23 protein-coding genes are annotated in these 25,960 nt (G+C 65.3%); 15 read left to right on the top strand and 8 right to left on the bottom strand.

What is annotated here, in order from left to right:
- Positions 1–129: 129 nt before the first annotated feature.
- On the bottom strand, positions 130–1,161 hold the full coding sequence (locus QM618_RS07780; protein ID WP_428096462.1) for an ABC transporter permease: 1,032 nt from the start codon (positions 1,159–1,161) through the stop codon (positions 130–132).
- Positions 1,158–2,678: a sugar ABC transporter ATP-binding protein gene (locus QM618_RS07775; protein WP_428096459.1), complete on the bottom strand. Its 1,521-nt coding sequence runs from the start codon at positions 2,676–2,678 to the stop codon at positions 1,158–1,160. Before QM618_RS07775 ends, QM618_RS07780 begins: the two co-directional genes overlap by 4 nt.
- Positions 2,679–2,963: 285 nt before the next feature.
- On the opposite strand from QM618_RS07775, the gene QM618_RS07770 reads away from it, so the two are divergent.
- The 3 genes from QM618_RS07770 (at position 2,964) to QM618_RS07760 (ending at position 6,290) form a co-directional block, all read left to right on the top strand.
- On the top strand, positions 2,964–4,010 hold the full coding sequence (locus QM618_RS07770; RefSeq protein ID WP_428096455.1) for a substrate-binding domain-containing protein: 1,047 nt from the start codon (positions 2,964–2,966) through the stop codon (positions 4,008–4,010).
- 84 nt (positions 4,011–4,094) lie between these two features.
- Positions 4,095–5,261 carry a Gfo/Idh/MocA family protein gene (locus QM618_RS07765; protein WP_428096450.1) on the top strand — a complete coding sequence of 389 codons (1,167 nt, stop codon included), beginning with the start codon at positions 4,095–4,097 and terminating at the stop codon, positions 5,259–5,261.
- A gap of 24 nt (positions 5,262–5,285) precedes the next feature.
- Positions 5,286–6,290: a sugar phosphate isomerase/epimerase family protein gene (locus tag QM618_RS07760; protein ID WP_428096447.1), complete on the top strand. Its 1,005-nt coding sequence runs from the start codon at positions 5,286–5,288 to the stop codon at positions 6,288–6,290.
- Between the two features lie 151 nt (positions 6,291–6,441).
- Here QM618_RS07760 and QM618_RS07755 read toward each other — a convergent pair whose 3' ends face one another.
- Positions 6,442–7,062: a trimeric intracellular cation channel family protein gene (locus QM618_RS07755; protein ID WP_428096444.1), complete on the bottom strand. Its 621-nt coding sequence runs from the start codon at positions 7,060–7,062 to the stop codon at positions 6,442–6,444.
- 10 nt (positions 7,063–7,072) lie between these two features.
- On the opposite strand from QM618_RS07755, the gene QM618_RS07750 reads away from it, so the two are divergent.
- The 4 genes from QM618_RS07750 (at position 7,073) to QM618_RS07735 (ending at position 12,063) form a co-directional block, all read left to right on the top strand.
- Positions 7,073–7,648 carry a TetR/AcrR family transcriptional regulator gene (locus QM618_RS07750; RefSeq protein WP_428096439.1) on the top strand — a complete coding sequence of 192 codons (576 nt, stop codon included), beginning with the start codon at positions 7,073–7,075 and terminating at the stop codon, positions 7,646–7,648.
- 3 nt (positions 7,649–7,651) lie between these two features.
- Complete coding sequence (locus tag QM618_RS07745; RefSeq protein ID WP_428096436.1) at positions 7,652–9,385, top strand: ABC transporter ATP-binding protein; 1,734 nt, start codon at positions 7,652–7,654, stop codon at positions 9,383–9,385.
- Positions 9,382–11,292: an ABC transporter ATP-binding protein gene (locus QM618_RS07740; protein ID WP_428096433.1), complete on the top strand. Its 1,911-nt coding sequence runs from the start codon at positions 9,382–9,384 to the stop codon at positions 11,290–11,292. The genes QM618_RS07745 and QM618_RS07740 overlap by 4 nt, the downstream gene beginning before the upstream one ends.
- 81 nt (positions 11,293–11,373) lie before the next feature.
- Complete coding sequence (locus QM618_RS07735; protein ID WP_428096429.1) at positions 11,374–12,063, top strand: ThuA domain-containing protein; 690 nt, start codon at positions 11,374–11,376, stop codon at positions 12,061–12,063.
- A gap of 4 nt (positions 12,064–12,067) precedes the next feature.
- Here the strand turns inward: QM618_RS07735 and QM618_RS07730 are convergent, their stop codons facing one another.
- The 4 genes from QM618_RS07730 to QM618_RS07715 all read right to left on the bottom strand — a co-directional run bounded on the left by QM618_RS07730 (position 12,068) and on the right by QM618_RS07715 (position 15,213).
- Positions 12,068–13,258: an ROK family protein gene (locus tag QM618_RS07730; RefSeq protein ID WP_428096426.1), complete on the bottom strand. Its 1,191-nt coding sequence runs from the start codon at positions 13,256–13,258 to the stop codon at positions 12,068–12,070.
- A gap of 102 nt (positions 13,259–13,360) precedes the next feature.
- Positions 13,361–14,410 carry a TIGR00341 family protein gene (locus tag QM618_RS07725; protein WP_428096423.1) on the bottom strand — a complete coding sequence of 350 codons (1,050 nt, stop codon included), beginning with the start codon at positions 14,408–14,410 and terminating at the stop codon, positions 13,361–13,363.
- Positions 14,407–14,778 (bottom strand): SHOCT domain-containing protein, encoded by a 372-nt coding sequence (locus tag QM618_RS07720; protein ID WP_428096419.1) that lies wholly within the window; start codon positions 14,776–14,778, stop codon positions 14,407–14,409. Before QM618_RS07720 ends, QM618_RS07725 begins: the two co-directional genes overlap by 4 nt.
- Positions 14,779–14,781: 3 nt before the next feature.
- Positions 14,782–15,213, bottom strand: a complete 432-nt coding sequence (locus tag QM618_RS07715; protein WP_428096416.1) for a DUF6325 family protein — start codon at positions 15,211–15,213, stop codon at positions 14,782–14,784.
- Positions 15,214–15,501: 288 nt separating this feature from the next.
- On the opposite strand from QM618_RS07715, the gene rho reads away from it, so the two are divergent.
- The gene (gene rho, locus QM618_RS07710; RefSeq protein WP_428096412.1) at positions 15,502–17,238 is read left to right on the top strand and encodes a transcription termination factor Rho; all 1,737 of its coding nucleotides are present in this window, start codon (positions 15,502–15,504) and stop codon (positions 17,236–17,238) included.
- A 305-nt stretch (positions 17,239–17,543) separates the two neighbouring features.
- Positions 17,544–19,874, top strand: coding sequence for an immune inhibitor A domain-containing protein (locus QM618_RS07705; RefSeq protein WP_428096409.1), 2,331 nt, complete (start codon positions 17,544–17,546; stop codon positions 19,872–19,874).
- Positions 19,875–19,991: 117 nt separating this feature from the next.
- Here the strand turns inward: QM618_RS07705 and QM618_RS07700 are convergent, their stop codons facing one another.
- Positions 19,992–20,798 carry an endonuclease domain-containing protein gene (locus tag QM618_RS07700; RefSeq protein ID WP_428096404.1) on the bottom strand — a complete coding sequence of 269 codons (807 nt, stop codon included), beginning with the start codon at positions 20,796–20,798 and terminating at the stop codon, positions 19,992–19,994.
- A 529-nt stretch (positions 20,799–21,327) separates the two neighbouring features.
- On the opposite strand from QM618_RS07700, the gene rpmE reads away from it, so the two are divergent.
- Genes rpmE through QM618_RS07670 form a run of 6 tightly spaced genes read left to right on the top strand, consistent with a single transcriptional unit; the run spans position 21,328 to position 25,823 of the window.
- Positions 21,328–21,537 (top strand): 50S ribosomal protein L31, encoded by a 210-nt coding sequence (gene rpmE, locus QM618_RS07695; RefSeq protein WP_428096401.1) that lies wholly within the window; start codon positions 21,328–21,330, stop codon positions 21,535–21,537.
- A 12-nt stretch (positions 21,538–21,549) separates the two neighbouring features.
- Positions 21,550–22,635, top strand: coding sequence for a peptide chain release factor 1 (prfA, locus tag QM618_RS07690; protein ID WP_428096397.1), 1,086 nt, complete (start codon positions 21,550–21,552; stop codon positions 22,633–22,635).
- A complete protein-coding gene (gene prmC, locus QM618_RS07685) occupies positions 22,636–23,526 on the top strand; it encodes a peptide chain release factor N(5)-glutamine methyltransferase (RefSeq protein ID WP_428096392.1) in 891 nt (296 codons plus the stop codon). It begins immediately after the preceding gene.
- A 19-nt stretch (positions 23,527–23,545) separates the two neighbouring features.
- On the top strand, positions 23,546–24,211 hold the full coding sequence (locus tag QM618_RS07680) for an L-threonylcarbamoyladenylate synthase (protein ID WP_428096389.1): 666 nt from the start codon (positions 23,546–23,548) through the stop codon (positions 24,209–24,211).
- Positions 24,208–25,371, top strand: a complete 1,164-nt coding sequence (locus tag QM618_RS07675) for an MraY family glycosyltransferase (protein WP_428096384.1) — start codon at positions 24,208–24,210, stop codon at positions 25,369–25,371. Before QM618_RS07680 ends, QM618_RS07675 begins: the two co-directional genes overlap by 4 nt.
- Positions 25,368–25,823: a hypothetical protein gene (locus QM618_RS07670; RefSeq protein ID WP_428096380.1), complete on the top strand. Its 456-nt coding sequence runs from the start codon at positions 25,368–25,370 to the stop codon at positions 25,821–25,823. The genes QM618_RS07675 and QM618_RS07670 overlap by 4 nt, the downstream gene beginning before the upstream one ends.
- Positions 25,824–25,960: the final 137 nt, after the last annotated feature.

Below are 25,960 nucleotides of genomic sequence, written 5' to 3'. Positions count from 1 at the left end.
CCGGCTATTCGTGCCCATAGCCGGACTCACGACCCATTCGGAGGGCCGCCGCGTGGGGCGCCCGGCGTCAGGGGCGGTGGGGCGGAGCGCCCGGCGTCAGGGCCGCCGCCGGGAGCCCCCGGCCGGCACCTATGGACTCGACGTGCCCTCGCGGTTCGCGAACCGCTGCTGCAGCATCACCGCCACGACGATGATGATGCCCTTGGCCACCAACTGCACCGACGTGGACAGGTTGTTCTGAGTGAACACGTTCGTCAGGGTCGCGAACAGCAGCACACCAAGGACGGTGCCGCCGATGGTCCCGCGTCCGCCAATGAGCAGCGTGCCACCAACAACGACGGCCGCGATCGCGTCGAGTTCGTACAGCTGACCGTGCGTCGACGTGCCGGCCGTGGTGCGCGACAGCAGCATCGTCGCCGCGATTCCCGCCGCGCCCCCGGACAGCATGTAGAGGTACATGGTGTGGCGCTTGACGTTCACGCCCGCGAGCCGCGCGGCCGTCGCGTTGCCGCCGATCGCCACCGTGCGCCGCCCAAACGTGGTGCGGTTGAGCAAGAACCAGCCGGCAATCGCAACGATCGCGAAGATCCAAATGACCCACGAGATGCCCAGCAGCTCGCCTCGGAAGAACTTGAGGAAGCCCTGGTTGTTGACCACCTGCGTCTGCCGCTGAGAGATGAGCTCCGCGGCACCACGAGCGGCCACGAGCATCGCAAGCGTCGCCATGAAGGCCACCACTTTTCCGTACGCGATGATGAGGCCATTCGTGAGGCCCGCCACCACACCGGTGGCGATCGCTACGAACACCATCAACGGCCAGAAGCCCGACGCTGCGGTTTGGATCGCGCCGATCGTCGCCACCACGGAGGACAGGCCGAGCACGGATCCCACGGACAGGTCGATGCCGCCTGCCGTGATGACGAACGTCATGCCGATAGCTACCACACCGATCACCGACGCCAGGCGCAGGATCACCAGGAAGTTGTCGATGCTCATGAAGTTCTCTTCGGCCGTCACCCACCCCACGACGACGAGCACGAGAAGCGCGATCACGAGGCCGATGTTGCGGCCAACTGAAGGCCGTCGCGACGCCTTCTTTTCTGCAGGGGTTTCAACAACGGCGGTGGACTCCGCGCCGGGAGTGGTGCTCTGCTCGCTCACGCGGCACTTCCTTTCATCACAAGGTCGAGCACGCCGTGCTCGTCGATCTGCTCGGCGGGGCGCTCGTCGAGCACCCGGCCGTCGGCCACCACCACCACACGGTCGGCAAGGCCAATCACTTCATCAATTTCGCTCGACACCACGAGGATCGCGGTGCCCTGGGCGGCGAGTTCGCGGATGAGTCCGTAGATCTCTACGCGCGCGCCAACGTCCACGCCGCGGGTGGGTTCGTCGAGCAGCAGCACGCGCGTTCCGTGAATCAGCCAGCGGGCCAGCATCACCTTCTGCTGATTGCCGCCGGACAGCGTGCGGGTGACGCGGTCCGGCTCAGCGGGGCGCAAGTGGAGTGCGGCCATTTGTTGTGCCGTTGCCTTGCGCTCCGCTGCCTCGTTGAGCAGCCCACCTCGTGCAAAGCGTGCGAACGTTGACAGGGTCGCGTTCTTGAAGATCGGCTCCTCGAGAAGCAGCCCTTGGCTCTTGCGCTCCTCTGGCGACAGCCCCATTCCTGCGGCAACGGCGTCCTCTACGGATCCGGGGCTCATCTCTTTGCCCTCGACGCGCACCGTTCCCGCGCTCGCCTTGCGGTGCCCGGCAATGGTCTCGAGGATCTCGGAACGGCCGGACCCGACAAGTCCCGCGAGTCCCACGATTTCGCCCGCGCGCACGGAGAGGTTCACGTCTTCGAAGCTGCCCTTGAGCGACAGCCCTGAGACCTCCAGCAACGCGGGAGCGTCCGCAGCAACACCAACGCGAGCGGGGAACACCTGCTCGATGGTGCGGCCCGTCATCAGGGCGATGAGCTCTCGCGTTGGAGTCTGCGAGACCAAGAGGTTGGAGGCCGGGCTCCCGCCGTCCTTCAGTACGGTGATGCGATCGCCGATGCGCTCAATCTCTTCCAGCCGGTGGGAGATGTAGATGACCGCGATGCCCTGATCCGTGAGCTCGTTGACGATGCGGAAGAGGTTGTTGACTTCTTCGGAATCGAGCACCGCGCTTGGCTCGTCCATGATCATGAGCTTGATGTCGTGGCTCAGCGCGCGCGCCATCGACACGATCTGCTTGTTGGCGGGGGAGAGGCTACCCACCTCGCGATTGGGGCTGAGGTCTGGGTGGCCAAGGCGGGCCATGAGGTCCCGAGTTGCCTTGTGGGTGCCGCGGCGGTTGAGAACGCCGCCGCGCGCTATCTCGTGGCCCAGGTAGATGTTCTCGGCGATTGTCAGGCCATCCACCACATCGAGTTCCTGATACATGGTCGCGATGCCAAGCTCGAGGGCCGCAACGGGGTTCGCGATGGTGACGGCCTCGCCGTTCCAACGGATCTCACCGCCGTCGGGTTGGTGGGCGCCAGAGAGCGTCTTGATGAGGGTGGACTTGCCGGCGCCGTTCTGGCCAAGTACGCAATGCACTTCGCCAGCGACAACGTCGAGGTCGACCCCAATCAGCGCACGCGCGGGGCCGAAGGACTTGGTGAGGCCCCGCACCTCAAGTAATGACGCGGGGTGGTCGTCTTCGATCACAGGCACAACATAACACACTGACCTTTTGACGGCCAGAATCGCCACGATCCCGCATATCGCCTGCAAATCACCGCGATTCGGCGCCAATCCACGTTGACTGAGCGCTTCGTTCGTTGCGAAATCGTTATGACGAGCAGCATACATAAGTTGCGCAGACCCCGACGAGTTCTGCTACGTTGGCCGTGTCAGTGCGGACATCATGGGCCCAAGATCCCCCAAGCGGCTCTTCCCTAGGTGGCCTCGGATTGCTGGCAAAGACGACAGTGATTTATTGAGGAGGAACTCATGTACTCGAACCTCTCGAGGCGCAAGAAGTTTGGCGTTGCCGCAGTCACCGCGATCGCCGCGGTCTCCCTGCTCGCAGGGTGCAGCAATGACAGTGACGAGCCGGGCACGGGCAACAACTCGGCCGCCCCCGGAGACAACAACGCAGCAGGCGACACGGTCGTCATCGGCTTCTCCGGCCCTGCCGCAGACCACGGCTGGCTGGGTGCCATCAACTCTGCGGCCAAGGAAATGGGCGACAGCTTCCCTGACGTGGACCTGAAGATCGCGGAGGGCACCAACGACGCCGCGCTGCAGATCAGCCAGGTTGAGCAGTTCGTCAACGACGGCGTCGACGCCATCGTGCTGCTGCCCACCGACGGTGCCGCTCTCACCGAGGCGGCAATCAACGCCATGAACGCGGGCATCCCCGTCATCAACGTTGACCGCGAGTTCTCGTCAGACGATGCCGCTCGCGTGACCATCCTTGGTGACAACTACGGCATGGGCAAGAGTGCAGGCAAGTACATCTGCGGCAAGCTCGGCGACAACCCCGATGCTGTGGTCGCGGAGATCGCGGGCATTGACTCCCTGCCCCTCACGCAGGATCGCAGCAAGGGCTTCAGCGACGCTCTCGCCGAGTGCGGCCTCAACGTGGACGCCCGCGTTGCCGCGGACTTCACCATCGCCGGTGGTCAGCAGGTCACGGAGCAGCTGCTCTCCGCGAACCCCAAGATCGACGCGATCTGGAACCACGATGACGACCAGGGTGTCGGCGTACTCGCCGCCATCGACGAGGCTGGCCGCGACGAGTTCTTCATGGTGGGCGGCGCAGGCTCGCTCAACGCGATGAACGCCATCAAGGCGGGAGACACCGTTCTTGAGGCCACCGTCATCTACCCGTCCACGCAGGCCGCGGACGGCATCGCTCTGGCAAGGCTCTTGGTGCAGAACAAGAGCATGGCTGACCTGGCTTCTCCGGGTGTGCCCCACCGCATCGTGCTTGACGCGCCTGTGGTGACCAAGGACAACGTCGACGAGTACCTGCCGATCGGCTTCGAGTCCTAGGAGGGGACTGCGGCGGCCGCGCCCTCCGGTGGGCGGGGCCGCCCCAACTCACCCCTCTCAGCACCGATGTAAGGAGACAGCACCATGCCTGCGCCACTCAAAGTTGCGATGATCGGCAATGGATTCATGGGCGCCGCCCACTCGCAGGGCTGGAGGGTGGCCCCGCGGTTCTTTGGCCTTCCAGCAAACCCCACCATGGCCGTTCTGGTTGGCCGCGATGCGGCCAAGAACAAGCATCTGGCCGACGCTTGGGGCTGGGAAGAGGCCAGCGAGGACTTCGCGGCCACGATAGCCCGCGACGACATCGACATCGTCGACATCGTGACGCCGGGCGACACTCACTGCGAGATGGCCATCGCGGCCCTCGAGGCAGGCAAACACGTCATTTGCGAGAAGCCTCTTGCCAACACGGCCGAAGAGGCCCGGAGGATGGCGCAGGCCGCAACCACAGCGTCGGCCGGTGGGATCCGCTCAATGGTGGGATTCACCTATCGCAGAGTCCCTGCCGCCACCTTTGCGAAGCAGCTCGTTGAGCGCGGCGCCGTTGGCACGATTCGCCAGGTGCGCGGCCAATACCTGCAGGATTGGCTCGCGGATCCTGAGGCGCCGCTCACGTGGCGGCTCGACAAGTCCAAGGCGGGTTCCGGTGCGCTCGGCGACATCGGAGCTCACGCTATCGACCTCGCCCAATTCATCACGGGACAGCGCATCACCGATGTCTCCGGCGTGATGCGCACCTTCGTCACCGAACGCCCCGTGCTGGGGGAGGGCCACGGTCTGTCCGGTTCGGCGGGCACAGAGCGCGGCCCGGTGACCGTTGACGACTACGCGGCATTTAACGCCCAGTTTGAGGGCGGTCAGGCGGGCCTCTTCGAGGCCAGCCGCTTTGCCACCGGCCGTAAGAACGCACTGCGCATTGAAATCGCGGGCGACAAGGGCGCGATTCTCTTCGACCTAGAAGACATGAACGCGTTGCAGTACTACGACGCCACCGCGCCTGGCACAGAACAGGGCTTCAAGCGCATCTTCGTGACCGAGGCGGACCACCCGTACGTCAAGGCCTGGTGGCCCGCTGGGCACATGCTTGGGTACGAGCACGCGTTCTCTCACCAGGTGAAGGATTTTGTTGAGGCGGTAGCAAGCAGTACCGACCCAACGCCATCGTTCGAGGACGGCTACCAGGTGCAGCGCGTACTCGACGCCGTTGAGCGCAGTGCCGGTGCCGGCAGCGCTTGGACAAGCACCGACTGACAGGCGAACGAAAGGACTATCGCAATGGCGCGACCAATCACCCTCTTTACTGGCCAATGGGCGGACTTGCCGCTTGAGGAAGTGGCTCGCCTAGCGTCGGGCTGGGGCTATGACGGGCTTGAGCTCGCCTGCTGGGGCGACCACCTGGATCCGTGGCGGCACGACGAGGACGGGTACGTCGAGAGCAAGCTTGAACTGCTCGACAAGTACAACCTCAAGGTCTTTGCAATCTCTAACCACCTCAAGGGCCAGGCGGTCTGTGACGACCCCATTGACCACCGCCATCAGGACATCGTCGGCTCGCGGGTGTGGGGCGATGGCGACGCGGAGGGGGTGCGCGAACGCGCCGCAGAGGAGATGAAGCACACCGCGCGGCTTGCGCGGAAACTTGGTGTGGACACGGTGATTGGATTCACGGGTTCGAGCATCTGGAAGTACGTCGCGATGTTCCCGCCGGTGAGCCAAGAGGCGATCGACGCCGGCTACCAGGACTTCGCCGATCGCTGGAACCCGATCCTCGACGTGTATGACGAGGTGGGGGTTCGATTCGCGCACGAGGTGCACCCGAGCGAGATCGCTTATGACTACTGGACCACCGTCCGCACCCTCGAGGCGATCGGTCACCGAGAGGCGTTCGGCCTCAACTGGGACCCGAGTCACATGGTGTGGCAGGACCTCGATCCCGTTGGCTTCCTGTGGGACTTCCGCGATCGCGTTTATCACGTCGACTGCAAGGACACCCGCAAGCGCATGGTCAACGGTCGCAATGGCAGGCTCGGTTCGCACCTCGCTTGGGCGGATCCGCGCCGTGGGTGGGATTTCATCTCTACGGGACACGGCGACGTGGCGTGGGAGGACGCGTTCCGCATGCTCAACCACATTGGGTACACGGGGCCAATCTCTGTGGAGTGGGAGGACGCTGGAATGGATCGCCTGCTCGGCGCCCCGGAGGCTCTTGACTTTGTGCGGCGGCTCGCCTTTGATGCGCCCGACGCTGCGTTTGACTCCGCGTTCAGCTCAAGCGAGTAGGTGCGGGCCTAGTTTGGCCTTCGCTTGGTGGCGCACGTTCTGGCTTTCTGCTCGAGTTAGTGCGCGCGCCTGCGCGGTTGCGGAACCTGCAGGTGCAGTACAGGCCCGGCGAGCCTGACCGCGAAGGTTATTGCGATCGCAACGCCGGCCGTCACGAGCGCATGCGAGCCGTCGTAGATGAGCGCGTAGGCGAGCGCGCCGCACAATCCGGCGGCCGCGTTCGGCGGGCCGACGTACATGATCGAGGACGGCCCCCCTGAAACAGGTCCGTAAGAATCGGCCCGCCTACGGACGCGACAGTGCCGATGAGGACGGCGGAACGGCTCGGGAGCCCAGAGAGGAGTGCCGCGTTGGCGCCTACGCACGCGAATAGTCCGATGGACAGCGCGTCCAAGACCCACAGCACCCTCCGGAGCTTGCGCACGTAGTAGAGGAAGAACGCGCCGAATGCCGCAGCGATCACCGCAGCGGCGATATACCAGGAATTTCGCAGCACGGCCGGAGGAAGGTCGCCCAGCAGGACGTCGCGGATCATGCCGCCGCCGAAGCCCGTCACGGTCGCAAGTGTCAGGACACCTACGACGTCGACGTGCTCGTCCTCGCCTGCTCGCACGGCGCCGCCGAGCGCACCGACGAACACCGCGACCACGTCGATCGCGAGGGGAATCTCGAGGATGTCGCCTGCCAGGTGCCCAGCGTAGAGGCACGTGTATGCGGACAGGATGTGAGTGGAAGTGGAGGTTCTCCGGTTGCGGAGTGAGCACTCACTCACTTAAGGTTCGATGGTGGCCACTCGGACCGTTCGCGCGAAGCCGCTCTCTGCGCAAGAGCGGCGAGAGTCGATCCTCGACGCCGCCGTGCCGCTCTTCATGACGAGTGGCGCCGACGTCACGACTCGGCAGATCGCGGATGCTGCCGGCATCGCAGAGGGAACGATCTTCAGGGTCTTCGAGGACAAAGACGCGATCGTGGACGCCGCAGTCGCGCGCTTCATGGATCCCACTCCCACCCTCCACCGCCTTGCGGAGATCGACCACAGCCTCGACCTCGAGGCCACCGTGGTGGCGATGATCGACATTCTCCGCGAGCGCATCGCGGGCGTCATGGGGATCATGCAGGCGGTCGGGATGCGCAAGCACCCGGCCCACCCTCCGCGCTCCGACGGCGATCTCGCCAACTCGGTCGCCGTCTCTGTGTTGCGACGCCACGAGTCGCAACTGGGAGTCTCGCCTGAGGAGGCGATAAGCCTCATTCGTGCGGCCGTGTTCGGCTCCACGGTCGTGCCCTTCGCGGGAGCCCCAACGGTCACCACCGAAGTGCTCGCGCACCTCATTGTCAACGGCATTGGAAAGGCCTAAGTCATGCTCTGGAGTCTGCTCGTCGAGTCCGTGCGCCCCTATTGGAGGCTGTTGGCAGGTGTCATCGTCTTCCAGTTGGCCCAATCCATCGCGAACCTCTTCCTACCCACGCTCAACGCCGACATCATCGACAACGGCGTCGCCACCGGAGACATCGCCTACATCTGGAAGACAGGCGGAGTCATGCTTGCCCTGAGCTTCGGGCAAGTAATCTGTGCAATCGTCGCTGTCTACTTCGGCGCGAAGCTCGCGATGCGAGTAGGTCGTGACCTGCGCGGCAAGCTAATGAGCCGCGTGATGACCTTCGCTGAGTCTGACGTGCAGCGATTCGGCGCCCCGAGCCTCATCACGCGTTCCACCAATGACGTCCAGCAGGTGCAGATGTTGGTGCTCATGACTGCAACGCTGCTGGTATCTGCCCCTTTCATGGCGATCGGCGGCATCATCATGGCGCTCCAGCAAGATGTTGCACTGTCGTGGATCATGGTGGTGGCGATCCCGCTGCTGCTGATCTTTGTGGCATTCATCGTGAACCGCATGGTTCCCCACTTCCGCCGCATGCAGGTGCGCATCGACGTCATCAACCGCGTGCTGCGCGAACAGCTCACGGGAATCCGCGTGGTGCGCGCCTTCGTGCGCGAGCCGCAAGAGACCGCGCGCTTCGCCAAAGCCAATGAGGACGTCACCGAGTCCGCCTACAAGGCCGGCATGTACATGGCCGCGATGTTCCCCGTCGTGATGCTGATAATGAACCTCGGCTCGGTCGCGGTGCTGTGGTTTGGCGCCCCCCGCGTGGAGTCGGGCGAGATGCAGGTGGGCGCGCTGACCGCATTCCTCACGTACCTCATCCAGATCCTGATGTCCGTGATGATGGCCACCTTCCTGTTCGTGATGATCCCGCGCGCCGCGGTGGCCGCGGATCGCATCGGCGAGGTGCTTGGCACGGACACCGCGGTCAGGAACCCCGCGTCTGCGCTCACTGATATGCCCGACGCTGGCTCGCTTGAGTTCCGCGACGTCACCTTCTCGTACCCTGGCGCCGAGCACCCGGTGCTGTCCAACGTGAGCTTCACGGCCACCCCCGGTACCACGACGGCGATCATCGGCTCCACTGGCGCCGGCAAGACGACGCTCGTGAACCTCATCCCGCGCCTCTATGACGCGACCGGGGGGCAAGTGCTGCTTGGCGGCGTGGATGTTCGCGAGCTGGACCTCGAAACCGTGTGGTCGCAGATAGGCCTCGTACCGCAGCGCCCGTACCTCTTCAGCGGCACCGTCGCCTCCACCCTTCGCTACGGAGCCCCAGACGCCACCGACGAAGACCTGTGGGCGGCGCTTGAGGTGGCCCAAGGCCGGGACTTCGTGGAGGCCATGCCCGAGCAGCTGGAGACGGCCGTTGCGCAAGGCGGAACCACGGTCTCCGGCGGCCAGCGCCAGCGGCTGTCCATCGCCCGCGCCCTGGTGCGCAAACCCCCCGTCTTGGTGTTCGACGACTCGTTCTCCGCGCTCGACACGGCAACGGACGCGCGCCTGCGCGCGGCGCTCGCGAAGGCCGCCGCCGACGCCACCGTGGTGGTGGTTGCGCAGCGGGTCTCGTCCATCATGAATGCCGACCAAATCCTCGTGCTCGAGGACGGCGTTGTCGTCGCCCGCGGAACTCACGCCGAGCTGCTCGAGTCCAGCGACACCTACAAGGAGATCGTCAGTACCCAGCTACGAGCGGAGGAGGCGGCATGAGCGCGGCATCCTCTCCACAGGCAGAGCCAACCGAGCGTCGGGTAGACGCAGAGACCAAGCGTCGCGCGCGCCCAGGCGGCATGGGGCCATTCGGAGGCGCGAGCCTTCCCGCAGAGAAGGCGATGAACTTCAAGGGCTCGTCAAAGCGCCTCGCGGGGTTGCTCAAGCCAGAGAAGTGGCTGGTCTACGGCGTGATCGCGCTTGGCGCGGCATCCGTGGCACTCGCGGTGATCGGCCCCAAGGTGCTCGGCAATGCCACCACGATCATCTTCGAGGGCCTGATGTCTGGCACGGGCATCGACTTTGGGCACCTGCACCGAATCTTGGGGTGGGTGATCGTCATCTACGTGGCGTCGTCGCTGTTGTCGCTTGCGCAAGGCTGGATCCTCAACGGCGTCACGCAGCGCACCGTGCTGCGTTTGCGCGCGCAAGTGGAGGACAAGATTCACCGTTTGCCGCTCAGCTACTTTGACAAGCACCCGCGCGGCGAGCTCCTCTCACGCGTCACCAACGACATCGACAATGTCTCTCAGACGCTCCAGCAGACGCTCAGCCAGTTGTTCACGTCAATCCTTATGGTCATCGGCGTGCTCGTGATGATGATCGTCATCTCGCCATGGCTTGCGCTCATCGCCGTGGTGTCCATCCCGCTTACGCTCGTGATCGTCACCGTGGTGGCCAAGCGCTCCCAGGTGATGTTCGTGGAGCAATGGGGGAGGACAGGTGAGCTCAACGGCCAGATCGAAGAGGACTTCACGGGTCACGCTCTCGTCAAGGTCTTTGGTCGCCAGCAGCGCTCGCAGGCCGAGTTCGATGACACCAACGAGAGGCTCTACAAGGCCAGTTTTGGGGCGCAGTTCGTGAGCGGCATCATCATGCCCGCGACGATGTTCGTGGGAAACCTCGTCTACGTTGGCGTGGCCGTGGTGGGCGGCATCATGGTGGCCAATGGCTCACTTCCCCTCGGTGACGTGCAGGCGTTCATTCAGTACTCGCGCCAGTTCCAGCAGCCGCTGTCCCAGTTGGGGTCCATGGCGAACCTGCTGCAGTCGGGTGTGGCGAGCGCGGAGCGCGTCTTTGACCTCCTCGACTCTCCCGATGAGTCGCCGGATCTGCCCGACGCTCCCTCACCTCAGGACGGTCACGGCAGGTTGGTCTTCGAGAACGTTGAGTTCTCCTATTCGGAGGACAAGCCGCTCATCGAGGGCCTCTCGCTCACCGTGGAGCCTGGCAGGACGGTCGCGATCGTTGGGCCCACGGGTGCTGGCAAGACCACGCTCGTGAACCTCATCATGCGGTTCTACGAGCTCGATGGTGGGCGCATCACTCTCGATGGCGTGGACATCGCGCACATGGAACGCGCAGACCTGCGCGAGCGCACGGGCATGGTGCTCCAGGACGCGTGGCTGTTCGGCGGAACCATCCGCGAGAACATCGCCTACGGCCGCATCGACGCCACGGAAGAGGAGATTCTCGACGCCGCGAAGGCTGCCTACGTGGATCGCTTTGTGCACTCGCTTCCCGAGGGCTATGACACGGTCATCGACGACGATGCGAGCAACATCTCCGCGGGAGAACGCCAGCTCATCACGATCGCCAGGGCATTCGTTGCCCGGCCAAGCGTGCTCATCCTCGACGAGGCGACCAGCTCTGTGGACACCCGCACCGAGTTGCTCGTGCAGCGCGCGATGGCAGACCTGCGCAAGGATCGCACCGCGTTCGTGATCGCGCACCGACTGTCGACCATCCGAGATGCGGACGTCATCTTGGTGATGGAGCACGGTGCGATCGTCGAGCAAGGAAACCACACGCAGTTGCTTGCGGCCAAGGGTGCGTACGCCAGGCTCTACGAGGCGCAGTTCTCCGCGCCGATCGACGAGGTTGAGGGAGCGGTTCCCGCGAGCTAGCGGAACAGCACGGCGGACTGTCGTAAGGCGAGCAAACCCCACTAAAATCAGGGCACACTCGTGATGACGAAGGGGTTGTGCATGAGCAAGCTGTGCTTGGTGGTTCGTGGCGGTTGGGACGGACACGATCCTGTGCGCGCCACGGAGGTTTTCATCCCGGCGCTCGAAGACGCGGGCTTCTTCGTGGACGTTGAAGACAGTCCTGAGGTTTATTCGGACGAAGCGACGCTCGCGCGCTATGACCTCATCGTGCAATGCCTCACGATGGGCAGCGCAACGGTCGACGAAATCTCAGGTCTTCGCAGGGCGGTGGCGAACGGTGCCGGCTTTGCCGGATGGCACGGCGGGATCATCGACTCGTTCCGCGCGTCGACGGACTACCTGCAGCTTGTTGGAGCGCAATTCGCTGCGCACCCACACGCCCCGGCAGACCGCGGCCGGATCGACGTTGAGGCGTATCGCGAGTACACCGTGCGCTTCACGCCAGCGGGAAAGGCTCACCCAATCACCGAGGGAATGAGTGACTTTGACGTCCTCACCGAGCAGTACTGGGTGCTCACCGACCCGCTGCTCGAGGTTCTGGCCGATTGTGTGCTTGTTCCCGGGAACGGAGACGAATGGGCGGAGCCTGTCACCATGCCGGTCGCGTGGACCCGAACGTGGGGGAAGGGCCGCATTTTTGCGACCTCAATTGGACACACCGTTGACTCACTCGAGAACCCGCCGGTGCGCGCGCTGATCGAGAGGGGCCTTGCGTGGGCAGCTCGGTGAGCGGTTAGGCGGCGTCGCGTACGAGCGCCTCCACCGAATCGATGGACAGCACGTGCTGAATGGCCATCGACGAGGCGCCGGAGACCGCGGCCTTGTCGCCGCCGCGCGAGCGAACTATCTGGAGGTTTGAGGTCGCGAGCGGTGCCGAGCGCGTATAGATGATCTCGCGGGCGCCGGCGAGCAGGTGGTCGCCAGCGTTCGAAATCGGTCCCCCGAGCACAATCACCGAGGGGTTCATCAGGCTCACGCAGGTGGTGAGCACCCTCCCGATGACCCTGCCGGCCTCGCGGACCTCGCGAATGGCTTCGATGTCTCCCCGCAGAACCGCGGCGACAACATCCTGCGTGCCAGCGACATCCATTCCACCCGCGTTGAGGCGTGCGGCGATCGCTGGACCGGCCGCGATCGCCTCAAGGCACCCGATGGAGCCGCAGCGGCACAGCACGCCCTCTGCCTCCGGTACCCAGACGTGACCGATGTCCCCCGCGATGCCCTGGGCGCCACGGTGAACTCGACCGCCGGTGATCACGCCTGCGCCGATGCCCGTGGCGACCTTGAGGAAGAGGAGGTCCTCAACATCGGGCCAGAAGTCGTGGTGCTCGCCGAGCGCCATCACGTTGACGTCGTTGTCGACCAGGGTGGCCACGCCAAGCGCTTGCGAGAGCATGCCCGGCACGTCGAAGCGATCCCATCCCGGCATGATCGGGGGATCGACTGGGCGCCCTGTGGAGTGTTCTACGGGTCCCGGAAGTCCGACGCCGATTGCGCGGAGCGCAAGGCCGGTGCCGTGTTCGGTGAGCAAGCGGCGGGCCTCGTCGATGACCCATCCCAGCACGCGCTCGGGGCCGTCCGCGACGGGGATGGACTCCTGGATGTCGGCGAGCATCGTGCCGTGAAGATCGGTGAGGGCGATGTGCACGTGCGTCGCGCCAATGTCGACGCCGAGCACGCTATGCCGCGTCCCGTCGAAAGTGAACTGACGAGACGGCCGCCCGCCTGTGGAGGCAGCATCGGCGATCGGTGAGATGAGTTTTGCGCGCAAGAGGGCGTCGACGCGCGCCGCGACGGTCGACCTCGCGAGGCCGGTCAGCGCGGCGAGTTCCGAACGGGTGCGCGGCTGTCCGTCACGCAAAATCTGGAAGATCTCCGACTGCGCGGAACCCGTGAGGGTCTCTTGTCCGCGTGCGTCGAGCATGCTCAAAATCCTATCGCGCGCGGGCTCCCAATCTTCGCCGCCGACAGCCTAAACGGACAACTTTCGTATGTTGGCCGTCATAAGTAGAGGGCGGTCGCTCGGCTAGTGGGCTACGGCGTCGGGAACCGCCGTGTGGGTCGAGTCAAAGCTGTACGCGGGCACGAACTCCACCGTGACCTTGCTGGGGTCAAGCCCTGACTCACTGAGTCGGTCGTAGACCACGCCGATGTCAGGGATGGGCGGCTCGCCCTTGACGATGACGTGGAACGTGTCGTTCTCCTGTTGCGAGATGGACACGAGGTCCCACGCCGTGCCGGCCGTGGCCTCCTCGACGTACGTCGTGATGCGCCCAAGCGCGGAGCGAGTCTGGATGGCGTGCACGGTGGAGTACGCAAGCGGTACGGCGATGATCGCCACGAGCGCGGCCATCGTGACGTACGCGGTGGCGCGCTGCTTGCGCGCGGCTTCCTTGTCTTCGGCCTCTTCGATGCGCACGCGCGAGAAGCCGTAGATCGCCATGACCACCGCGCCGGAGCCGAGGATTGCCGCGACGTTGGTGAGGAACAGCAGCAGCGCACCGAACGCCTGGCCCGGTTCGCCCGACTCGAGCGTGAGGCCAACCACGCACAGCGGCGGCACCAACGAGATGGCGATAGCGACGCCGGGAAGCGTGTCGGAGATGTCGGAGCGCAGCAAGGCGATCGAGCCGACGACGCCCGTGGCGAGGGCGGCGAAGAGGTCAATGAGCCCGGGGGAGACGCGGCTGGCCACTTGGTCGTTTGTCTGCGCGGTGATCGACTGAACCACGAGCAGGCCCACGATCACACCAACCGCGATAGAGCCGCACGCACCCGCGATCATCGTGAGAATGGAGCGGCGCAAGTTGGCTCGGTCGCCGAGCACCGCGGCGAGCATGGTGCCCTGAATGGGGCGCATGAGGGGCGCCACGATCATGGCTCCGATGACCGTGGCGGTGGAGTTCGCGACAACTCCAGCGGCAGCGATTGCCGAGGCGAGCGTGAGGAGCAACCAGAAGCGCGTGTACTGCGCGCGCTTGCTTGGGCCGTCAAAGAAGACGGCCTCGCGCATGTAGTCAACGCTGTTCAGCGCCGCGCCCCACTTGGTGGTGCGCGGCGCTGACGCGTCGGTCATTGCGCGAGCAGCTTCGCCTTCGCGGCTGCAAACTCCTCGTCAGAAAGGATTCCCTGGGCCTTGAGGTCCGCAAGTTGCTGCAACTTGGTCATGAGGTCGTCTCCGGCAGGGGCGGCAGCAACTTGCTGCTGTTGCTGAGCGGCCTGCATTTGCGCCATCTGCTGCTGCATCTGCGCCACCTGCTGAGCGTTGTAGTCGGCCTGTTGAGCCTCGTAAGCGGCCTGATCCTGCTGGGCCTGCTGATTGGCCCACTTCTGCTGCTGGCGGTGTGCCGTGGCGCCGCCAACCGCCTGCGCAGTACCCGCGATCACCGCGGTGCGGGCCATCGTGCCTACGAGCCCCGGGCGTCCGATCCGTCCAATAGGCATGTCCTACTCCTCTTCCTCAAGCTCGGCGAGTTCGTCGAGCAGTGCGTCTACTGCGGGTCCGGGGATCCGCACGGTGTCCAGTAGCTCGCCACCAGCGGCGACAATCGCGTCCCGCACGGGAATGATCCAGGTGTGCTCGAACACGAGCACGGCGGCGGCACTACCCACGGGGAGGGTATCGGCGACGGTGTCGACGTCGTCCTCTGAGAGCAGGCCGTCAACGCGCGCCGCGATGCCCACGAGCTCGTTGAGGTCTGGGTCCTCTGAGAGTTCGGCGATCTCGAATGAGTGCTCTCCGGTCTTGTGAACAAAGACGCCATCGATCAGGGTGATTGTGCCGTCGGCAACAACCTTCGACAGTTCGGCGATGATCGAACCGTCGAACTTCCCCTTCTCGAACCCGATCGTGACGATCTCTACAGGTCCTGCACCCACGGGTGCACCTCCTCAATGGAATAGGACGGGCCCAATGCCCGTTCTACTTGCGAGCGTAGGCCCCCGCCACGCGCCGAGCAACGGCTGGCGCACGGCGCGGCGGTTTGTTCGCGAACGGCGCACGGTGCTACGCTAAACACGCTTCCCCCGGAAGGCGCATATCGCCCCGTCGGACAGCAATCCACGTTTCACGCGCCTGCGGGCGATGGAGTTCTGCCAAGCGCATTTACGTGGACAATCTCGCACTTCTGGAGCCACCCGGGCTCGTGCGAGGGAGGGATTACCAAGGTGACAGACACCACCACTACCGCCGCGGATAACAGCGCGGCCCTCAGTGCCATGAAGCTTCCCCAGTTGCAGGCTCTCGCCTCCGAGCTGGGCGTATCTGGCACTGCCAAGATGCGAAAGAGTGACCTCGTGGCAGCAATTCAGAACGGCGGCGCGCCCGTCGAGAAGCCTGTCGCGCCCGCGCAGCAGGACGCCGCTCCTCAGCAGGACGCAGCTCCCCAGCAGCCTCAGGCGGAGGACGCGGCCGACCGCGCTCGCCGCGCCGCGCTCGCGGTGACGGAGGCCGCGCAGAACGACGGCGTGCGCGTTGAGGCTCCCAAGGCCGACGGCCAGGGCGGCTCTGGCGGTGACACTCAGTCCGGCGATGGCCAGCGTCAGCAGCGCCAGCGCGGCGAGCAGTCCAACCGCGGGCAGAATAACGACAACCGCAGCAACGACAATCGCAACAACGGCGACAACCAGGGTGATGACGACGACCGCTCCGGTCGTCGCCGTCGCGGACGCGGCCGTGGCCGCGGTCGCAACAACGACCGCCCCCAGGGTGGCCAGCAGATCGACTCGCCAGACGAGGACGAGGTGCGCGAGGACGAGGAGCTGACCCCGGTTGGCGGCATCGTCGACGTGCTCGACAACTACGCGTTCATCCGCACCACGGGTTACCTGCCCGGAAAGTCGGATGTCTACATCTCGATGAACCAGGTCAAGCGCTACGGCCTGCGCCGCGGCGACGCCGTGACCGGTACTGCTCGCGCACCCCGCCCGGGCGAGCGCGGCCAGCGCCAGAAGTTCTCTGCGCTTGGCACCATCAGCACCGTCAACGGCATGGACCCGGAGGCAGCCAAGGCTCGCCCTGAGTTCGGCGACCTCACGCCGCTTTACCCGCAGCAGCGCCTGCACCTCGAGACGGACTCGCGCAACCTCACCAACCGGGTGATCGACCTCGTCGCTCCCATCGGTAAGGGTCAGCGCGGTCTCATCGTGTCGCCGCCGAAGGCCGGTAAGACGCTTGTGATGCAGTCCATCGCGAACGCCATCACCACCAACAACCCTGAGGTTCACCTCATGATCGTGCTGGTGGACGAGCGTCCCGAGGAGGTCACCGACTTCCAGCGCTCCGTCAAGGGTGAGGTCATCGCCTCCACCTTCGACCGCCCTGCCGCGGACCACACGATGGTTGCCGAGCTCGCGATCGAGCGCGCCAAGCGTCTCGTGGAGATGGGCCAGGACGTCGTTATCCTGCTCGACGGCATCACGCGCCTTGGCCGCGCGTACAACCTTGCCGCTCCAGCGTCGGGCCGAATCCTTTCCGGTGGTGTGGACAGCTCTGCGCTGTACCCGCCCAAGAAGTTCTTCGGTGCCGCACGCAACATCGAGCACGGTGGATCGCTCACGATCCTCGCAACTGCCCTGGTAGAGACGGGCTCCAAGATGGACGAGGTCATCTTCGAGGAGTTCAAGGGCACGGGCAATATGGAGCTCAAGCTCTCGCGTCAGCTTGCTGATCGCCGCATCTTCCCGGCCGTGGACGTCAACGCGTCCGGCACACGCCGCGAGGAGATTCTGGTCAGCCCCGAGGAGCTCAAGGTGTCGTGGAAGCTGCGCCGCGTGCTTACCGGCCTCGAGACCCAGGCGGCGGCGGAGCTCCTGCTTGGTCGCCTCAAGGAGAACAAGACCAACGCCGAGTTCCTCATGCAGGTGGCCAAGACCACCCCTGACACGAACCTCGACGAGAAGTAACGTCTCTCGCTCCAGGGCCGGGCTCGCCGAAAGGCGGCCCGGCCCTTCTGCTTTTCCTGCCCGACGCTGTGGCAACCTCCCGCACCCACGTGGCCTCAGCGTCGGGCAGGACCGCCACTGTAAGTGGGATTCCGCTCTCGAAATGCGCAATCCGGAAAAACTGGGCAGTATGGACGAGTCGCTCGCCCTGATCGGGGGAGCGGCACCAGCACATGACTGAGGAGAGGGCGCCGACGCGCCCTCTCCTCATGCGCGTTGCGGGGGCAAGTAGCGCCCGCGGCGCTCCACCTACAAGGAGGTAGAACGTGCGCAGAACCGCAGTTGCAGTGACAGCAGTAGCGATGTTTGGGGCGGCATTGGTCGTTGCCCCAACGGCCAGTGGAGCACCACCGGTGGCTCCCGCATCGTCGGAGGTGACACCTCCTGACAACCTGCCAAACCCGCTCGAGGACAAGCGCACCGCGCTACGCCAGACCGCCATCACCGGCGTGCTGAGTGGCGACCTCGAGGTGGAGCAGAACGGCGATAGCACCGTGGTCAACGTGGGCTCGGAAACCGTCGCGTCAAGCGCCGGCGCCGCGGCTCGCGGCAGTTCGAAGTCCAAGCACCGCAGTCAGTACGTGGAGCTGTCTCGCGAGACCACAGACCGCATCTTCGTGATCCTCGCCGAGTTCGGCGACACCCCGTCTCCGTACGCCCCGGCTGCGAACGCGCAGCGCACGGAGGGCCCACTGCACAACGAGATTCCCAAGCCAAAGCGCAAGGTGGACAACAGCACCGTGTGGCGCGCTGACTACTCGCAGGGCTACTTCCAGAACCTCTACTTCGACGACAACGCGGAGTCGCTGCGCGCGTACTACGAGACGGAGTCGTCTGGCCGGTACAGCGTCGAGGGAGAGGTGACCGACTGGGTGAAGGTTGACTACACCCAGGGCCGTTACGGAACCGACCTTTGCGGCGACAACGTCTGCACGAGTGTGTGGGCGCTCGTGCGCGATGCGGCGAACGTCTGGTACCAGGACCAACTGGATCAGGGACGCTCCGAGGCGGAGGTCAATGCGGACCTCCAGTCGTTCGACGTCTGGGACCGCTATGACTTCGACGGCGACGGCGACTTCAACGAGCCGGACGGGTACATCGATCACTTCCAGATCGTGCACGCGGGTGGCGACCAAGCTGACGGCGATCCCATCTACGGCGACGACGCCATCTGGTCTCACCGCTGGTACGCCTACGTGAACCAGGTGGGCGCGGCTGGCCCCGCGAACAATCCGCTCGGTGGTACGCAGATCGGCACCTCTGGGGTCTGGGTTGGCGACTACACCATGCAGCCGGAGAACGGTGGGCGCAGCGTGTTCTACCACGAGTACGGACACGATCTAGGGCTGCCAGACGACTACAACGTCACCAACGGCGGGGACAACAACAACGAGTACTGGACCCTCATGGCGCAGAGCAGGTTGTCCGCGAAGAATGACGGCGGGCTCGGTGAGCGCGGCGGTGATCTTGGCGCGTGGAACAAACTCCAACTGGGGTGGCTCAACTACAAGTACGTCGATGCGGGCACCAAGGCCAAGATCACCCTCGGCCCGTCGGAGTACAACACCAGCAGGCCGCAGGCGCTCATCGTTGGGTTGCCGCTCAAGTCGGTGACGGTTGACCTTGGGTCGCCAGCCACCGGTGATGCCCAGTGGTACAGCGGCACGGGCAACGACCTCAACAGCACGCTCACGCGCGAGGTGGTGTTGCCGGCAGGCAATCCGGAGTTGACGTTCCAGACTCGCTACGACATCGAGGAAGGGTATGACTACTTCTTCGTCGAGGTGGACAGCGGAAGCGGGTTTGTTCCGGTTGTTGGGAGCATCACGTCCGCGCCCGATGTGGTTGGCACCGACGGCACCCAAGCCGACTGGACAGCGGCGAGCTACGACCTCAGTGCCTTCGCCGGCCAGACGGTGCAGTTGCGCTTCCGGTACACCACCGACGGCGCCGTTGCGGGCAACGACCCCGCGGTTGTGGACGGCATCTTCCTCGACGACATCGCTATCGATGGCGTGCTCCAGGACGGGGCAGAGGACGGCGACAACGGGTGGACGGCGGACGGCTTCGCGGCCGTTGGCGACACCAGCACAGAGGAGTACCCCAACTACTACATCGCCGCGACGCGTTCGTACACGTCGTTCGACAAGTACCTCAAGACCGGGCCGTACTTCTTTGGCTACGCCAGCACCAAGCCCGACTTCGTGGATCACTTCTCGTATCAGGAAGGCCTCTTGATCTCGTACTGGGATCTGTCATACGAGGACAACGACACCTTCGACCACCCGGGAAGCGGTAGGAACCTCTACATCGACGCTCACCCCAAGCCGGTCAAGGACGTCAACGGCAACTACTGGCGGGCGCGCGTGCAGGTATACGACGCTCCCTTCAGCCTGCGTGGGCCCGAGTCGCTGACGCTCCACGTTGACGGGGTCAAGAGCCGCATCACGGGAGCCAAGGCGGCGCCCGTCTTCGACGACACCAAGAAGTACTGGTACCCGGAACTTCCCAACCACGGCGTGAAGCTGCCCGCGGTTGGCGTCAAGATCCGGGTGGAGTCGGAGCACAAGAACTACACGACGGTCTCCGTGTCGTAGTTCACCCGGGAACCGCCCGACGCTGTGGTGACCTTGCGTTCCCAAGCCGCCCCAGCGTCGGGCCGCTTCCCTGAGTGCCTGAGTGCTGGCTTTGCGACAAGTCCAGCACTCAGGCACTCACAGGGCGGCGAGCCGAGCCGCGATCACCGCGAGTACCCGCTCTCGGCACCATTCCGGTTGTGTCACGATGTCGTCCCACGTGAGGCGGATAGTCACATAGCCGGCCGCGGCGAGGTCGATGTCGCGCTCGCGGTCGTAGCCCTCGCGATCGCCGTGGAACTCTCGACTATCCAGTTCGACGACCACTTTCGCCTTGCGATGCAGGATGTCCGCGACCGGTTTCCTTAGCGGCACGGCGAGGTCTGCTTGCCACTCAAGGTCCGCGAAACGCGGGCCGGTGAAGACATCGCGATGGGCTCTGACCTCGAGCGGGCTTGTAGCGCCGCGTTCGAACCATCCCAGCAGCTCATCGAGCTCCCGGCGCCCACTAACTCTCGGCGTGCGATCGAGTTCCCGTTTGAGTTGCTTCCACGTGCATGCGCGTTCCCAGAGCGCCCGGTACAACAGGTCAACACGAGCCCCGGCGGGGGCGTGGGCCCACGCGTCGAGGAGTGCTCGTTCGCCAGAGACGCAACGAACGGACTGAGCGACCGTCGCGGTGCGCAACGCTGGCCGTTGCAGCAGGCGCACCCACGACGGCGATTCGAGATGATGACCGTAGGGAACGATGACGTGCGCTCGGCCGGGGGCAGGCAATTTGGGAGCAATCAGCGCGAGCGCGAGCGGGCCGGTGACGAGGCCCCTGGGGATCCACAGATTGAGCGCCTGCCCTAGCGTCGTGGGGGTGTTGCTGTGCGATGCTGCGCAGTAGACGTTTGGCAGGATGCGCATCACGCTGCCGTCGTGGAGGGCTCGATCAAGCACTGCGCGGGTCCAGTGTCTGAGCACGTCCGCCCGGGTGAGACTAGCGGCGGTTCGCTCGAGATACGCGGATAGCGTCTCGCGTGGGGCCGGGGGATTGATGGGCAGGCGCATGCGGGAAGCGAACCATCCCACCCACGTAGGTGGCCCGGCCGCAGGGGCGATCTGTGGATGAAGCGGATTTCGTCGCGGATGGGGGACGCAACTTGCCGAGCGCTCCTTGGGTGCCTCAGTGTTGGCTTTGCGCGGAATCCGGCACTCAGGCACTCAGGGAACGTTCCGACGCTGCGGTGACGCGGGCAGCCGAACTTGCCACAGCGTCGGGCCACGTCTTGAGTGCCTCAGTGCTGGCTTTGCGCGGAATCCGGCACCCAGGCACTCAGGGAGCACGGCGCCCGCCGGGAATGCCCGTTCGTTATACCTGCTGAGGGTTAGCGGTTCAGCCGCAAACCTGGCACAATGGAACGCTGGCCAGCCGGTTCACCGACCCCGAAGTACGAGCAAGGACCCGGCGCCACCTTTAAGGGAGATCATGAAGAAGGACATCCACCCCGAGTACGTGGCCACCACTGTCACGTGCACCTGCGGTAACACCTTTGAGACCAAGTCCACGGTCACGTCCGGCGCGATCAGCGTCGAGGTGTGCTCCGCCTGCCACCCGTTCTACACGGGCAAGCAGAAGATCATGGACACCGGTGGTCGCGTTGCGCGCTTCGAGAAGCGCTACGGCGCCAAGAAGTAACGCCGCCCCCACTTGGCCGAGGCCTTCGCGGCCGTCCAGCCTTTGCTGGATGAGTACGCAGACATCGAACGGCAGTTAGCCGACCCCAGCGTCCACGCCGACGCTGGGCGGGCTCGCACGCTTGGGCGCCGCTTTGCGGAGCTTGGGCGGGTGGTCGCGGCCCACACTGCGTGGGCCGCGGCCTCCGATGATCTTGCGGCAGGCCTCGAGATGGCGGAGCTGGATCCGGACTTCGCCGAGGAGATCCCCAACCTTGAGGCGAACCTCGACGAGGCCACGGAGACACTGCGCCGCATCCTCATCCCTCGCGATCCTGACGACGCTCGCGACGCGATCCTTGAGATCAAGTCCGGCGAGGGCGGCGAGGAATCCGCCCTCTTTGCAGGCGATTTGCTGAAGATGTACCTCAAGTACGCCGAGTCCAAGGGCTGGAAGGCCGAGGTCCTCGAGGCCAACCACACCGACATGGGCGGCTACAAGGACGTCTCGGTTGCCGTCAAGGCACCCGGCAACGTGCAGCCAGAGGACGGCGTGTGGGCTCACCTCAAGTACGAGGGCGGCGTGCACCGCGTCCAGCGGGTCCCCGCCACGGAATCGCAGGGTCGCATCCACACCTCGGCGGCGGGCGTGCTCGTGTTCCCCGAGGCGGAGGAGCAGGGTGATATTGAGATTGATCCCAACGAGGTGCGTGTCGACGTCTTCCGCTCCTCCGGCCCCGGCGGGCAGTCCGTCAACACCACGGATTCCGCCGTGCGCCTCACCCACATCCCCACGGGCATCGTCGTGAGCTGCCAAAACGAGAAGAGCCAGCTCCAGAACAAGGAGTCCGCCTTCCGCATCCTCCGCGCGCGCCTGCTTGCCGCGCAGAAGGAGGCCGCTGAGGCCGAGGCCAGCGACCTGCGCAAGTCGCAGGTGCGCACCGTGGACCGCTCGGAGCGCATCCGCACCTACAACTTCCCCGAGAACCGCATCGCGGACCACCGCACGGGCTACAAGGCCTACAACCTTGACCAGGTGCTCGCGGGCGAGCTTGCGCCCGTCATTCAGTCGGCAATCGACGCCGATGAGGCCGCTCGCCTCGCGGCTGGCGGCGAGTAAGTGCCCACCATCGGGCAGCGCGTTCGCGCCACCGCCCAAAGACTGGCCGACGCTGGGGTCGCCTCTCCCGAGGTGGACACCATTGAACTCATCGCCCACACGCTTGGCTGGGACGTCAAGGACGTTCGCCTGGCCGCCGCACGGGACGATCACTGGCCGGATGGCGCCGACCTTGACTTGCTTGAGGCCCGCGTTACCAGGCGCGTTGATCGCGAACCGCTCCAGCACATCACGGGCAAGGCGCACTTCCGCAACCTCACGCTCGAGGTGGGGCCCGGCGTGTTCGTGCCCCGCCCGGAGACGGAGATGGTGGCGCAGGCCGCGATCGACGCCGCTCGCGCGGCCGCAGAAAGCGGAAACCCGGTGCGCGTCACCGACCTCTGCGCGGGTTCCGGAGCCATCGGGCTCGCCATCGCCAACGAGGTGCCCAACGCGCTCGTGACCATGGTCGAGGCAAGCGAAGACGCGTGGGTGTACTTGCGCCGCAACGTGCGCGCCCAACCGGTGGAGGTGCGCGAGCGCGTCCGCACGGTGCTCGCCGACGCGCGGAATTGTTTGCGCCACATGGACGCGTGTGCCGACGTCGTCGTCACGAACCCGCCGTACATCCCGAGCGACATGGTGCCCATTGATCCCGAGGTGGAGCACTACGACCCCCCGCAGGCGCTCTACGGTCTGGGCGACGACGGCCTGCAGGTGCCGCGGGACATCGCCGACGAGGCGGTGCGTCTCCTTCGCATCGGCGGCGTGCTGATCCTCGAGCACGGCGACCGCCAGGGCGAGGCCATGCGCGCCTTCGCCGAGTCCTCCGTGTATTGGGAAGGCGTGAGCACCCTCAAGGACCTCACGGGCAGGGACCGCATGCTGGTGGCGCGCCGCATCGGCGCCTGATTCTGGGACACTGGTCCCCGTGATCCTGCCCTGCTTTGACCCCGCAACGTGGGGCCCGTCCCTCGACGCCGCCGTCGCCGCCGTTGAACGCGGCCAGGTCATCGTGCTTCCCACGGACACGGTGTACGGCGTTGGCGCTGACGCCTTCCAGCCCGACGCTGTGGCAGCTGTGCTCGCAGCCAAGGGGCGGGGACGGCAGATGCCGCCCCCTGTGCTTATCCCTTCGGTTCGCACGGTGGACGGCTTGGCGAGGGACGTCCCGGATAGCGCGCGGGCGCTCATGGAGAAGTTCTGGCCGGGAGCGCTCACCGTGATCGTCTGGGCCCAGCCGAGCCTCGCGTGGGACCTGGGGGAGACTCATGGCACGGTCGCGCTGCGCGTTCCGGCGCACGCCGCTGCGCTGGCCCTCTTGGAGCGCACCGGTCCGCTGGCAGTGACGAGCGCCAACAAGGCGGGCGCCCCTGCGGCAACGCGCGCGGAGCATGCCCGCGACCAGCTCAAGGACTCTGTGGCGATCTACCTTGACGCGGGGGAGAGCCCGCTTGGGCTCGCGTCGACGATGGTGGATGCGACGGGGGAGCGGTTGCGGATTGTGCGCGAGGGTGGGGTGTCGCGCGACGAGATTGTCGACGTCATCGGCAGCGATGCGCTCGAGCCTGCAGACACCCAGGGATCACCTGCGTGAAGGTCTACCTCATCCTGATGGCGATCGCGGCGTTGCTCGCGTACGTCGCAACGCCCGCCATGCGGCACCTCGCGTTCCGCGTTGGCGCGGTGACGGCCGTGCGCGACAGGGATGTGCACAAGGTGCCCACCCCGCGCCTAGGTGGGGTGGCAATCTTTGTGGGCATAGCGTCGGGCGTTGTTTTTGCCAGCGCCATCCCGTTCCTCGATCCTGTGTTCTCCTCGCGCAGCGGCGCGTGGGGAGTGCTTGGCGGGGCAGCGCTCGTGTGTGCGCTTGGCATCGCGGACGATATCTACGACCTCGACTGGATGGCGAAGCTCGCGGGCCAGGTGCTCGCGGCGCTCATCATGGCGTGGGGTGGCGTGCAGCTGGTGACATTCCCCATCTTTGGGCTCACAATCGGTTCGCCGTACGTCTCGCTCATCGTCACGGTGGTGGTGGTGCTCGTGGCCATCAATGCCGTGAACTTTGTGGACGGGCTCGACGGACTTGCCGCGGGCATGGTGGCCATTGGCGGGCTCGCGTTCTTCACGTACACCTACGTGCTCGCCCGCAGCGCATCGCCAGGCGACTACTCGTCCCTCGCCACGCTGATTCTGGCGGTGCTGGTGGGCGCGTGTATCGGCTTCTTGCCGCACAACGTGCATCCCGCGCGGATCTTCATGGGCGACTCGGGCTCGATGGTGCTTGGGCTCACGATCGCGGGAGCGGCGATCATCGTGACCGGGCAGATTGACCCCGAGGTGGTCTCCGAGCGCGAGCGGATTCCCGCCTTCATCCCCATCCTGCTGCCGCTCATGGTGGTGGCGGTGCCGCTCATCGACATGTCGCTCGCTGTCATCCGCCGCACGCTCAAAGGGCAATCTCCGTTCGCCGCGGACGCGCATCACTTGCACCATGTGCTGCTGCGCCACGGGCACTCGCACCGGTGGGCGGTAGGCGTGATGTATTTGTGGACGTTCGTGCTCTCGTTTGGCACGGTGTCCGTGGTGTTCTTGCCATGGTGGGAGTCCGCGATCCTGATTGGGGCCGGGATACTTGTTGCCTGCCTCGTGACCTTTTCCGAGCGGTGCCGCATGGCCATCACCTCGCTCTGGGGAGTGGTGCTACGAGGGGTGCGCGGAGCGTCGGGCCGTCACGTTGTAAAGGAGGACGCGTGAGCGTCGAGATCAGCCCTCAAGAGAAGGTGTTCCGCAAGGGACTGGTGTGGTCGTCGATCGCGATCGCGATCGTTGCCGTGGTGGGCTCCGCCATTGCGTACCTTGCCGCAGGGCTGCCGGGGCTGTGGAGCGCGCTCGCGGGAGCGGGGCTCTCTGCGGTGTTTGGGCTCGGTACGCAGGTGGTTGCGCTGCTCACAGTGCGCAAGGATCCGCTCATCTTCGTTGGCGCAACTGCCGTCTCGTCGATGGCGAAAATCCTGCTGCTTATCGTGGCCGCGATGGTGGCTCAGAACGTGGACGCCCTGGTGCGCCCCGCGTTTGGCGCCACCCTGCTCGCCGGCTCAATTGCCGCGATTATCATCGACATCATCGTCTACCAGCGTGGGCGCATCCCATACGTCCAGCCTGCCGCTTCTGAGGGAGCCAAAGGTCCCGACGATGGGGTACGCTAGTCCCCGATCCAGACCATTTCTTGGCCTGCCTCCCTGCGCGGCCCCAAATCCGGAGAGTGTGCTCTGAACGTCGCGCTGACCCGCCTCATCGCCGCTGAAAGTGGCGACGGTTTCCACGCGCCCACGATCAACGATTT

Source organism: Demequina sp. (assembly GCF_049841215.1).
Lineage (GTDB): Bacteria > Actinomycetota > Actinomycetes > Actinomycetales > Demequinaceae > Demequina.
Note: the sequence above shows the minus strand (reverse complement) of the source record. Positions and strands in the feature narration are given on the sequence as shown.